A 12797-nucleotide genomic window follows, 5' to 3' on the forward strand; every position below is an offset into this window, starting at 1 on the left:
TAAAAGTGCAAAAATGCTTTTATATAAATAAACTCTCATAAAACAAGAAAAGGAAGGAGAAAATCTTATGAGAAAGAGTAACAGATTATTATCTCGTTTCACAGGAACGTTTGCTGCTCTGGCGCTCGTAATCGGTCTGGCGCCGGCAACGGCGTTTGCCGCAGATGGAGAAGCGAGTATCACGATTAAAGAACCGACATGGTCGGATGGCAGTAAAGACTGGGCGGGTACACAGGCAAACGCGTATCTGGTGCTGGATCAGGTAGATGATTCAGAGACAGATCCTGCTAAGAAACTTTATTCCGTAACTACTGACTTCGATGCATTTTTCAACATCGATACGGATGCCGGAAGCGGTTCAATCGATGAAGTATTTGGAACTGCCGGAACTGGCGGCATTGTGTACCTGTGGTTTGACGACACTGACCTTTCTGCCGGTAGGACCCAGCCTGCTTCCGGTGAGTATATCACCTTCTCCGGTGATGACGCCAAGGCGCTTGATAAGACATACGGTGAAGCTGACCTGGTGAGCCGTATCGTTGGAGATGGTGGTGAAGGTGGAAGCAATGCGGGTGTGTTCTATTCCTGGATTGAGAAGTATATTGAAAAGAATAGGAATAGTATAACTGAGCCACTTACAGCCATAGCTGGATCAGATGCAACTATGACTATCAGTAACCTTAAGGAGGGATACTACGCCATCGACTTCAAGAACATTCCCTCTGGCTTAAGTCTCAAGCAGGGGGTGATGATTGCGACGACAGGGAGTACCTCAGCTGAGATGAACCTCAAGGCGGAGGATCTGCCTTTTGACAAGAAAATAAGCGAGAAGGACGCGAACGAGTGGTTTGATGAGCTTACTGCCGAGACAGGGGATGTGCTTGACTATCAGCTGACAGCGCAGGTTCCCACGCTGACCGACTATGACAATCTCACCAAGTTTACTATGAGTGATACGCTGGAAAAGCAGGAGTTTGATCCTGCCAGTGTTGAAATTGCTATCAATGGTGCCGCTATTACACGGGGAACGGGTGCTGACAGTAATAAGTTTTATATTGGACAGACTCTCCTTGCGACACTGACTCCGGTCGGCTATGCCAATGGCGAGAGTTCCTTCACCCTCACTTTTGTACCATCTGCTCTCGAGGCATATGAGGGCGAGACAGTCGCTGTTACCTACAGTGCAAGGCTTACCACTGACGCGGTGAAGGTAAACGTCAATGACGCCGAACTGGTATGGAGCAATAACGGATCTGACAGCAGCCTGACTGATTCCACCGAGGTGTATACCTACGGCATCGAGCTGACAAAGACCTTCAGTGACGCTACTGTTTCAGCTGATGAGATTGGTGAGGTGACATTCCAGCTGTACAGGGTAAATGGGCAGAATGAGGAGCCCCTCTATTTTACCGGCTCTGCCGGAAGTTACATCCTTGTGTCCGATTCCGATGGAACTGGCAGTGTAACGATGGACCTCAAACTTGACACGTCCAGCAGGAAACTGACTGTTGTGGGGCTGGATGATGATGAGACCTACATCCTGAAGGAGACCAATACTGCAGACGGCTATAACCTGATTGACGAGAATGTCACCATTGATCTTGAAGCACAGGCTGACCCAAAGGCAATGCTGCTTGACGAAAAAGCAACAAGCGTCAAACTGGGAAGTAATCGTCTTACGGTGTCCTTTGTAAACAATACGAACACTACAGATACGGCAATTGCAAGCGTTGCCTTCGAGCTGTACAACCAGAAAGGCTTCAGCCTGCCGCAAACAGGCGGCGCAGGCACATGGGCGCTGACAATGGGAGGGATTCTTCTGATCGCAGCGGCGGGAGGACTGTTTGTGATCTCCAGAAGAAAAAAATCTTCTAAATAACTGCAAGGAACACAATGATTTATATAGATGTGGGCGGAAATTTCCGCCCATCCTTCTTTCTGATGCTTTTCCCCGTGCTTTGCCGGAGCCTTGGGAAAAGCATCTGAACTTTTATCATGAGGTGTGGAAACGGGGGCAAGGTATGTGAAGCAAAGGATTCTGACGATAATGACGGTACTGGTCTTTCTGGCCGGGATATCACTTTTGGCATACCCGGCTGTCAGCAACCTGCTTTATGAAAAAGAACAGGAAGAGAGCATGAAGCATTACAACAGTGTCGTTGAGGAGAAGATGACGACGGATGAACATGCGGCAGAACTGCGGGAGTGCAGGGATTACAATCAGGGGCTTCTGCAGGGGGGAGTCCTGCTTACGGACCCCTTTGATACGAGTCAGCTGGATCCTTCTGCCATGCCTTATGCCGGGCTGTTGAACGTGGACGGAGAGGGAGGGATGGCATATCTGCGGATTCCGGCTATCAATGTGGAACTGATGATCTATCATGGGACAGAAGAGGAAGTGCTGCAAAAGGGAGTGGGGCATTTACAGGGGAGTTCTCTTCCTGTGGGAGGAACAGGAAGTCATTGTGTCCTGTCTGCGCATACGGGACTTAATGACAAAAAGCTGTTTACAGATCTGAACCAGTTGAGAAAAGGCGACGTCTTCTATATCCATGTACTGGGAGAGGTGCTGGCCTATCAGGTTGATCAGATTCAGGTAGTGCTCCCGGAGGAGACGGAAGATCTGAAGATTAATGCACAGCAGGATTATGTCACACTGGTAACCTGTACACCATACGGAATCAATACCCACCGTTTGCTGGTACGGGGAACCCGTGTGCCCTATATAGAGGAAGCAGAGCAGACTGACGTGATGCCAAGACAGAGTACATGGCTGGAACAGTACCTGCTGGCGGCTGCTGTAGGAAGTACAGTAGTGCTGGCGGCTGTGGCAGGAACTATCCTGCGGAGACGAAAGAGATCAAAGACAGCGAGACGCAGGAGAAGGCGCAGAGGAGGATGAAGAGTGTGAGAAGGATATGTTTCAGACTGCTGATCCTGGCGTTTTTTATTTCCGGGGCTCTCATGCTTATGTATCCTCATTTACACAGCCTGTACGCAGAGTTCTGCAACAGGAAAGAAATAGACATGATAGAACGTAGGAAAAAGAGAATTGAGGAACAAGAGCCTGAAGACAGTGCAGAAAAGAGATATCTCCAACTTTATGAGGATATGAAGACGTATAACGAGGAAATATTTCGAAGCGGTCAGAGCGGACTGGCAGATGCGTGGAGCCTTACTCAGCCGCCTTTTCAGCTGTCGGATTATGACGCCCCGGAGGAAGCTGTCGGATATTTGTTCATTGAGACCATGGATGTAGAACTGCCTCTGTATTTGGGGGCGTCAGAGGAAAATTTAAGCAGGGGAGCAGCAGTTCTGGGACAGACCAGTATGCCCATAGGCGGGGAGAACAGTAACTGTGTGATCGCCGCACACCGGGGATGGAAAGGAATTCCCATGTTTCGGGATATTGAGCTTTTATGCCCGGGAGACAAGGTGACGCTGGCTAATTTATGGGAAACTCTGGAGTATAGAGTGGTGAAGTGTATTGTTATCACCCCGGATGACATGGACGCTGTAAAAATTGTAGAGGGAGCGGATATGGTGACGCTCGTGACCTGTCATCCGTATACGCAGAACTATCAGCGGTACGTGGTCTACTGCCGGAGGGAACAGGCAGAACAGGACAGCGGAGACGAAAAGAGCGGCGGAAATGATGCGGATGATCTGCTGATCCCATATGAGGGCGTGGAATATGAACCCTCGGGAGATGAGATCCGGCGGGAGCAGCTGATAAATTATGCGGGGATCGCATTGTTTGCGGGCGTGTGTGCTGTGCTCGCTGCGGCTCTTATGAAGAAGATCTTTTCAAAGGGCGGAAAAGATGGAGAAAAACGTAAGAACAGACAAAGGAAAAAACGGAGAAAGCGAAGAAAGCACAGAGATGGAATAAAGAAAAGTTAAGAACGGAGGATGCACAGTGAGCCACGGAAGAGATCTGACGGGAAAACGTTTCGGACATTTGACCGTGACCGAAAAAACAGAGAAACGGGAGGAGCATTACACAGTCTGGCGCTGCCGGTGCGACTGCGGAAAGGAGATCTATGTAAATACGAAGCGGCTGACCAGGGGGACAGTGAGGGACTGCGGGTGTGTTCCAAGGACGGACGCGCGCCGGGGAAGCATTGCAGAGGATCTGAGGGGAAGGCGGTTCGGAGAACTTACAGTGCTTGAGCGCGCGGAAAACAGAAACGGACGTACATGCTGGCTGTGCCGGTGCTCCTGCGGCAGAGAAAAGATCGTGCCGGCGCATGATCTGAAAGCCGGAAAGACACGGAGCTGCGGAGCACCGGAACACAAAGCGCAGCACCGGAGCATCGACTTAAGAGGAAGAACATTCGGACGTCTGACTGCGCTTTATCCGACAACGCGGAGAGACCGGAGAGGTTCGGTATACTGGCACTGTGTCTGTACATGCGGGAATGAGAAAGAGTTTTCGGAGGCGTCGCTGATGCATGGAAACTGCCGCAGCTGCGGGTGTCTGAAGGCTGAAAACCAGAAGAAGATCTCAAGCCAGCTCCATATGGTCGACGGCACCTGTATTGAGATGCTTGAAAAGCGGAAATACCGGAATGACAATACTAGCGGTTTTCGGGGCGTATACAGGATGAAAAACGGAAAATTCCGTGTAAATATCGGATTTAAGGGGAGACGGTTTTATCTCGGAAGCTTTGAACGTTATGATGAGGCTGTGAGGATGAGAGAGGAAGCTGAGGAGATGATACACGGCGGGTTCGTACAGGCTTACCGGAGATGGCAGAAGAAGGCGGAGGCAGATCCGGTATGGAAAGAGGCAAACCCACTGATCTTTGAAGTTGAGATGGAGAAAGGAACCCTGCAGATCCGGAAAAATATCTGAAACGGTATAGCGGAGAAAGCCTATGGAAAAGTGTGCGGAAATATATGAGAAAAACTTCCTGATTTTTTGAAAACAGGAAGTTTTTCTTTTGTGCATTTTATGGATTGACAATATTTTTTATTCTTTATACTATATTGTTAGTTACCGAACAAATTTTTCTTTTTGACATTTCACAGGAGAGATCAGCGGTCATGGAAGATCATAAGAAGTTAAGAACTGCGGACGACGTGGGCCGGATGATCCACATGGTTTCCCATCAGCTAAAAAGACAGATGTGTGAGCGCGAGGAGGAGGACAGCCTGACGAACATGCAGAGGAGAGTCCTGCATTATATTATGTTCGAGTCCCTGCGGCGCGACATTTATCAGAAGGATGTGGAGAAGGAATTCCAGATCCGTCGGTCAACAGCGACCGGGATCCTGCAGCTGCTTGAGAAAAACGGGTTCGTAAGCCGGGAGTCTGTGGTGTGGGACGCAAGGCTTAAGAAGGTGGTTCCGACTCAGAAAGCAGAGGCGCACAGGGAACAGATCCTGAACAACATCCGCTATGTGGAAGGACTGCTGACGAAGGGGATACCCAAGAAAGATGTGGAGGTCTGCGTCCGGGTATTGGGGCAGATGTCGGAAAATTTGCTGGGTGATGAGAAGAAAAGAGGAGAGGAGACAACAGACCATGAATAGGAAATTACTTCGTTCTGTCCGGGAATACAAGCGCGAGACGATCCTGACGCCTGTGCTTGTCATGCTCGAGGTACTGATGGAAGTACTGATCCCGCTTCTGATGGCGAATATTATCGATATCGGGATCACAGAAGGCGATATGGATTACATCATCAGAATCGGGCTTCTGCTCATTGTAATGGCGATGATCGCCCTGTTTCTGGGGGCGAAAGCCGGGCAGACCGCAGCGATTGCATCAGCGGGTTATGCCAAGAACCTGCGGCATGATATTTTTTACAAGGTGCAGGATTTCTCATTTGGAAACATCGACCATTTTTCGACTTCCGGGCTTGTGACCAGGCTGACGACAGATATCACAAACGTGCAGATGGCATATATGTTTTCAATCCGTCTGCTTGCCAGGGCGCCGTTCATGATCATTCTTTCACTGATCATGACTATGACGATCAGCGTGCCGATCGCACTGATCCTTCTTGTTACGATCCCGATTCTGGGAGGCGTGCTGATCTGGATCGCAAAGAAAGCGCACCCGCATTTTATTGAAGTGTTTGATGAGTACGATGTGCTGAACAATACGGTGCAGGAGAATGTTAATGCCGCCCGCGTTGTGAAAGCATATGTACGCGAAGATTATGAGAATAAAAAGTTCGGGAAGATCTCCCGGAAAATTTTTGTGCTGTTTACGAAAGCAGAGAAGATCGTGGCGTGGAACTCGCCGATCATGCAGTTTACCGTATACGCGGTCGTGCTGATCATGGTGCTGATCGGGGGCAGGAATATCATCGGCGGGAGCATGCAGACCGGAGAACTTACAAGCGTGATCGTGTATGCGATCCAGATCCTGTCATCCCTGATGATGGTGACATTTGTATTTGTACAGATCATGATCGCTGAGGCATCTACGGACCGTATCAGCGAAGTTCTCGATGAGGTGCCGGAGATGGAGGATTCCGAGGATGCCATCAAAGAGGTGCCCAACGGTGACATTGATTTTGAGCATGTGGATTTCAGCTATTCCGGAAAGGGCGGAAATCTTTCCCTCAAGGATGCGAACCTTCACATTAAGAGCGGTCAGATCGTGGGAATCATCGGCGGAACCGGTAGTGCCAAGAGTACGCTGGTGCAGCTGATCCCGAGACTGTACGATGTGACGGGCGGAAGCGTGAAGGTAGGCGGAATCGACGTCAGAAAGTACAATCTGAAAGCACTCCGCGACCAGGTATCCGTGGTTCTTCAGAAGAACGTCCTGTTCACGGGAAGCATTTATGAAAATGTGCGTTGGGGCGATGAGAACGCGAGCGATGAGGAAGTGCAGCGTGTCTGTAAACTGGCTCAGGCTGACAGCTTTATCCAGGAGTTCCCGGGCAAGTATGACACGATGATCGTGGAAGGCGGAAACAACGTGTCCGGCGGTCAGAAGCAGAGACTCTGTATCGCGCGTGCCCTCCTGAAAAAGCCGAAGATCCTGATTCTTGACGACTCTACCAGTGCGGTGGATACCAAGACAGATGCCCTGATCCGTCAGGCATTCCGCGAGGAGATCCCGGACACGACAAAGATCATCATTGCCCAGAGGATTTCTTCTGTGGAGGATGCGGATATGATCATCGTGATGGAGAACGGAGAGATCAACGGTATTGGAACTTCCGAAGAACTGCTTCGCACGAATGCGATCTACCGGGAAGTTTATGAATCACAGATGAAAGGAGGCGCTGACAATGAGTAGACAGGAAAGACCCCGGGTAAATGCCGGAACGATCAAGACAGCAAAGCGCCTGCTGGGATATGTGACCGGAACTTATAAAATACAGTTTATCGTTGTGCTTTTTTGTATCCTGGTCAGTTCTGTGGCATCGATCTCAGTGTCGCTGTCCCTGCGTTATCTGCTGGATGATTATATCATTCCTCTGATCGGCCAGAAGGATCCGGATTACAGTGAACTTTATATGGCGCTGACCGTACTGGGGACGATCTTCCTGTGCGGAGTTATCGCGACATTTGTCTACAGCAGGCTGATGGTCACGATCGGACAGGGCGTGCTTAAGCGTGTCCGCGATGAGATGTTTGAACATATGCAGACTCTGCCGATCCGCTATTTTGATCAGAATACGAACGGTTCGATCATGAGCCTTTACACAAACGATACGGATACCCTCAGACAGATGATCAACCAGTCCATTCCGCAGGTGCTGATGTCGTCGCTGACGATCATTGTGACATTTGTTGCAATGCTGGTGTTAAGCCCGCTGCTGACACTTCTTGCGGTGCTTGTAATTGTTGTGATGATTCTCGTATCAAAAGTGGTTACGGGGAACAGCGGAAAGTACTTTATCCGGCAGCAGCTTGACCTGGCGAATGTGACCGGATTCGTGGAAGAGCGGATGAATGGACAGAGAGTGGTCAAGGTGTTCAACCATGAGAAAATTTCTGAGGAGGAGTTCGACAAGCTGAATGAGCAGCTCTTTGAGAGCTCTTCAAAGGCCCATACATTTGCCAGTATCATGGGACCGGTGATCGGAAACATCGGAAACGTACAGTTTGTGCTGACCGCAGTGTTCGGCGGCTTTTTGTCGGTAGCGGGAATCGGAAACATTACACTTGGCGTTATGGCTTCCTATCTGCAGTTTACAAAGAGCTTTACCCAGCCTTTCATGCAGATCGCCCAGCAGTTCAACTCTATCATCATGGCGCTTGCCGGAGCGGAAAGAATCTTCCGTATGATGGATGAAGAGCCGGAAGTGGACGAGGGATACGTTACCCTGGTCAATGCGAAGAAGGATGCGGACGGCAATATTACAGAATGCAAGGAGCGCACCGGACTGTGGGCGTGGAAACATCCCCATCAGGCGGACGGAACGGTTACTTATACCGAGCTCAAAGGTGATGTGCGTTTCTATGACATGACATTCGGCTACACGCCGGACCATATGGTGCTCCATAATCTGACACTGTATGCAAAGCCGGGACAGAAGCTGGCGTTCGTCGGTTCCACCGGGGCCGGAAAGACCACTATCACGAACCTGATCAACCGGTTCTACGATGTGGCTGACGGAAAGATCCGTTATGACGATATCAATATCAACAAGATTAAGAAAGCCGATCTGAGACGGTCTCTGGGAATCGTGCTCCAGGATACTCATCTGTTTACCGGAACCATTATGGAGAATATCCGGTACGGTAAACTGGACGCCACCGACGAGGAAGTCTACAAGGCGGCAAAACTGGCTCATGCAGACGGATTTATCCGCATGCTGCCGAAAGGATATGACACTCACTTAAGCGGAGACGGCGAGGAACTCTCCCAGGGACAGCGGCAGCTGCTGGCGATCGCAAGAGCTGCTATTGCAGATCCGCCGGTACTGATTCTGGATGAGGCGACGTCCTCCATCGATACCAGAACCGAGAGTATCGTGCAGAAGGGTATGGATAACCTGATGAAGGGGCGTACCGTATTCGTAATCGCACACCGGCTGTCCACGATCCGGAACAGTGATGCGATCATGGTGCTTGAGCACGGCAGGATCATCGAGAGAGGAACCCATGAGGAGCTGCTGAAGCTGAAAGGGACGTATTATCAGTTGTATACTGGAAAGCTGGAGCTTTCGTAATTTTCGGGGACGTAGTAAAGTTAAGTTTTACTACGTCCCGTTTTATTGTTCACTCTGTCCCGAATTGCAAAACCACCCGTCCCTTTTTGAGCAATTTATTCCTCAATTTATCGGGGAAAATATCGGAAATAAGCGCAATTATGTTTTCTGTGTTAAGCGAATACAGCAGAAGATGAAAAAGGGGAGAAAGAACGAAAAACATTTCGAAAAGTGAAAAACACCACAAATTCGTTGATTTTAGGGGAATACGGCCAGATGCCTATTAGAATCGTGCGGATTAGGGACAGGGGATGCCTAAAAAAGGGACGGGGGGTGCGTCAAAAAGGGACAGGGTAAAAGTGAATTGGGGACGTAGCAAAGTTGAACTTCACTACGTCCCCGATACAATTTACATTTTACTACATTCAAAAAATATGGTAAAATATTATCGGTTCTGCCGTGCAGGAAGGAAAACAGTAGTGGTTTCGGATGAGCGGCAGACAAAGTAACGGAGCAAGAGCAGACCGACAGCAGAAAAACTCCTGCACCATGGAGTATGTACGGAGCGGCAGAGCGGTCTGACAGCAGTAGGAGGTTTTCAGATGATCAAATTATATGATAACGGTGTCTATCTTATGAACGGCACCCAGATCGTGGAAGATACGGGAAATGCAGAGGTCCCGGTATCGAAGGAAGAAGCGGCGCAGAATACGATGGCGTACAGCATCCTGAAAGAGCACAATACATCACCGGACATGAAGAATCTGCAGATCCGGTTTGACAAGCTGACGTCCCACGACATTACATTTGTCGGGATTATTCAGACGGCGCGTGCGTCAGGACTGAAGAAGTTCCCGATGCCGTACGTGCTGACCAACTGCCACAACAGTCTCTGTGCGGTAGGAGGTACGATCAATGAGGATGACCACATGTTCGGTCTGACCTGTGCGAAGAAATACGGCGGCGTCTATGTTCCGCCTCATCAGGCAGTTATCCACCAGTTTGCCCGCGAGATGCTGGCAGGCGGCGGCAGGATGATCCTCGGATCAGACAGCCATACCCGTTACGGCGCACTTGGAACCATGGCTATGGGCGAGGGCGGTCCGGAGCTTGTAAAACAGCTTCTCAACAAGACATATGATATCAAGATGCCTGGTGTGATCGCCATCTATCTGGACGGCGAACCGATGAAAGGCGTGGGCCCGCAGGATGTGGCGCTGGCAATTATCGGCGCAGTATTTAAAAACGGCTATGTAAATAATAAAGTGATGGAGTTCGTCGGACCGGGCGTGAAGGGATTAAGCGCGGATTTCCGTATCGGCATTGACGTTATGACAACGGAGACAACCTGCCTGTCCTCCATCTGGACAACGGATGAGAAGATCGAGGAATTCTACGAGATCCACGGCAGAAGAGAGGATTACAAAGAACTGAATCCGGGAGCATGTGCTTACTATGACGGATGTGTTTACGTCAACTTAAGCGAGATCAAGCCGATGATCGCCATGCCGTTCCATCCGAGCAACGTATACACCATTGACGAGCTGAACGAGAACCTGGCGGACATCCTCCACGAGGTGGAGAAGAAAGCTCTTGTCAGCCTGGACGGTGCGGTAGAGTACTCTCTGCAGGACAAGATCAGAGACGGAAAATTCTATGTAGAGCAGGGAATCATCGCCGGATGTGCGGGCGGCGGATTTGAAAATATCTGTGCGGCAGCAGACATCATTAAAGGAAGAAATATCGGTGCGGATGAATTTACATTCAGCGTTTATCCGGCAAGTATGCCGATCTATATGGAACTGGTGAAGAACGGCGCGGTAGCGGATCTTCTCGAGGCCGGAACGGTTGTGAAGACGGCGTTCTGCGGTCCCTGCTTCGGTGCAGGCGACACCCCGGCGAACAACGCGTTCTCCATCCGCCACACCACGAGAAACTTCCCGAACCGTGAGGGAAGCAAGCTCCAGAGCGGCCAGATCTCTTCCGTTGCGCTTATGGACGCACGTTCGATTGCGGCGACAGCGGCGAACAAGGGATACCTGACCCCGGCGACTGCGATGGATGTGGAGTACAAGGGACAGAAATATTACTTTGACAGCAATATTTATGCAAACAGAGTATTTGACAGCCACGGCGTGGCTGACCCCAGCGTGGAGATCAAATTCGGCCCGAACATCAAGGACTGGCCGGAGATGTCACCCCTTCCGGAGAACCTGATTGTGAAGATCGTCTCCGAGATCCACGACCCGGTTACGACAACGGACGAGCTGATTCCGTCCGGAGAGACTTCCTCTTACCGTTCCAATCCGCTTGGACTGGCAGAGTTCGCGCTCTCAAGAAAGGATCCGGCATATGTGGGCCGTGCGAAGGAAGTGCAGAAAGCGCAGAAGGCCATCGAGGCAGGGACATGTCCTCTGGACGCTCTGGAGGAACTGAAACCGGTGATGGCTGCGATCCAGGAGAAGTATCCGGAGGTCGGAAAAGGAAATATCGGCGTGGGAAGTACGATCTTCGCCGTGAAACCGGGCGACGGATCTGCACGTGAGCAGGCGGCTTCCTGCCAGAAGGTGCTCGGCGGATGGGCGAATATCGCTATCGAGTATGCGACGAAGCGCTACCGCTCCAACCTCATCAACTGGGGTATGCTGCCGCTCCTGACGGATGCGGATCATGAGGCGCTTCCGTTTAAGAACGGAGATTATATCTTCATTCCGGATGTGAGAAAAGCAGTGGAAGACAAGGCGGATGTAATCAAGGCGTATGTGGTGAAAGACGGACTTCAGGAAGTTGATTTCCGCATGGGAGATCTGACAGATACTGAGAGACAGATCATTCTGGACGGCTGCCTGATCAACTACTACAGAGCAACGCTGGAGTAAATAAGGGAATAACTTACAGGGACCGGCTCCCCAGGGCATGAAGCCCGGCGGGATGCACGGTCCCTGTTTTGTCCGGGAGAAAATTTTTCTGATTTTTCTGCAACAAAATACAGACAGGGAGACTCTAATCTACAGATACCGAAAAAGCAGTACTGCGGGAGGAGGGGAGCAATGCGCGATTATGAAAACAGTACCGAGCCGGAGCTGATCCGGTGGGCAAAACAGGGAGATGTGGATGCATTTTCACGGCTGTACGCAGGAATTTATAAAGATCTGTATCGGTTCGCCCTGTATACGGTGCGCCACAGGCAGGATGCAGAAGATGCGGTAAGCGAGGCTGTGGCGGCAGCCTGGGAGAATATCGGGCAGCTCAGAAAAGAAGAATCTTTCCGCGCATGGATATTTACGATTCTGAATAACTGCTGCAGAAAGATTCTGCGCAGACAGCGGAAAGATGTGGGAAGCCTGACCGACAGCATACAGCAGGGCAGCGCTCAGGGAAATGGAAGCGGAGTGCAGGAACTTGCAGGCAGTGTCCGGAAACATGCGGACGGCGCCCGGGGGTATGCAGACCAGGATTATGCGGAAAAGCTTGATGTGCGCGAGGCATTCGGAGCACTGGAGGAAGAGGAACGCATGATTCTGGCATTTTCGGTGTTCGGAGGCTACCGGAGTGAGGAGATCGGGGCGATTATGGAGAAAAATGCCGCTACAGTCCGATCCAGAAAGAGCAGAGCCCTGGAGAAAATGCGCAGGATGCTGACGTGACAGGAAAGCTTGTATAGGCGAGAGG

Annotated in this window: 9 protein-coding genes; all 9 read left to right on the forward strand. The window is 50.6% G+C overall.

Translation table 11 applies throughout. The features are described from left to right. The first annotated feature begins 67 nt into the window (after positions 1-67). Positions 68-1879 carry an isopeptide-forming domain-containing fimbrial protein gene (locus B5F07_RS13195; protein ID WP_087161751.1) on the forward strand — a complete coding sequence of 604 codons (1812 nt, stop codon included), beginning with the start codon at positions 68-70 and terminating at the stop codon, positions 1877-1879. 144 nt (positions 1880-2023) lie between these two features. Continuing rightward, positions 2024-2902, forward strand: coding sequence for a class C sortase (locus B5F07_RS13200; protein ID WP_140398021.1), 879 nt, complete (start codon positions 2024-2026; stop codon positions 2900-2902). Positions 2903-2907: 5 nt separating this feature from the next. Continuing rightward, positions 2908-3903: a class C sortase gene (locus B5F07_RS13205; protein ID WP_162613131.1), complete on the forward strand. Its 996-nt coding sequence runs from the start codon at positions 2908-2910 to the stop codon at positions 3901-3903. 16 nt (positions 3904-3919) lie between these two features. Further along, positions 3920-4858, forward strand: a complete 939-nt coding sequence (locus B5F07_RS13210) for a transcriptional regulator (RefSeq protein WP_087161754.1) — start codon at positions 3920-3922, stop codon at positions 4856-4858. A 191-nt stretch (positions 4859-5049) separates the two neighbouring features. Beyond that, complete coding sequence (locus B5F07_RS13215; RefSeq protein ID WP_087161755.1) at positions 5050-5538, forward strand: MarR family winged helix-turn-helix transcriptional regulator; 489 nt, start codon at positions 5050-5052, stop codon at positions 5536-5538. Further along, a complete protein-coding gene (locus B5F07_RS13220; RefSeq protein WP_087161756.1) occupies positions 5531-7264 on the forward strand; it encodes an ABC transporter ATP-binding protein in 1734 nt (577 codons plus the stop codon). The genes B5F07_RS13215 and B5F07_RS13220 overlap by 8 nt, the downstream gene beginning before the upstream one ends. Then, on the forward strand, positions 7257-9146 hold the full coding sequence (locus B5F07_RS13225; RefSeq protein ID WP_087161757.1) for an ABC transporter ATP-binding protein: 1890 nt from the start codon (positions 7257-7259) through the stop codon (positions 9144-9146). Before B5F07_RS13220 ends, B5F07_RS13225 begins: the two co-directional genes overlap by 8 nt. Positions 9147-9727: 581 nt before the next feature. Further along, the gene (locus B5F07_RS13230; RefSeq protein ID WP_087161758.1) at positions 9728-12004 is read left to right on the forward strand and encodes a hydratase; all 2277 of its coding nucleotides are present in this window, start codon (positions 9728-9730) and stop codon (positions 12002-12004) included. Positions 12005-12175: 171 nt separating this feature from the next. Continuing rightward, a complete protein-coding gene (locus B5F07_RS13235; RefSeq protein WP_087161759.1) occupies positions 12176-12772 on the forward strand; it encodes an RNA polymerase sigma factor in 597 nt (198 codons plus the stop codon). Positions 12773-12797: the final 25 nt, after the last annotated feature.

Origin of the sequence: Lachnoclostridium sp. An169, from assembly GCF_002160525.1 — a bacterium.
Taxonomy (GTDB): Bacteria; Bacillota; Clostridia; order Lachnospirales; family Lachnospiraceae; genus Mediterraneibacter; species Mediterraneibacter cottocaccae.

Coding starts and splice junctions, on each gene's coding strand:
- B5F07_RS13195 (WP_087161751.1), top strand. CDS start 68: ATGAGAAAGAGTAACAGATTATTATCTCGTTTCACAGGAACGTTTGCT.
- B5F07_RS13215 (WP_087161755.1), top strand. CDS start 5,050: ATGGAAGATCATAAGAAGTTAAGAACTGCGGACGACGTGGGCCGGATG.
- B5F07_RS13220 (WP_087161756.1), top strand. CDS start 5,531: ATGAATAGGAAATTACTTCGTTCTGTCCGGGAATACAAGCGCGAGACG.
- B5F07_RS13225 (WP_087161757.1), top strand. CDS start 7,257: ATGAGTAGACAGGAAAGACCCCGGGTAAATGCCGGAACGATCAAGACA.
- B5F07_RS13230 (WP_087161758.1), top strand. CDS start 9,728: ATGATCAAATTATATGATAACGGTGTCTATCTTATGAACGGCACCCAG.
- B5F07_RS13235 (WP_087161759.1), top strand. CDS start 12,176: ATGCGCGATTATGAAAACAGTACCGAGCCGGAGCTGATCCGGTGGGCA.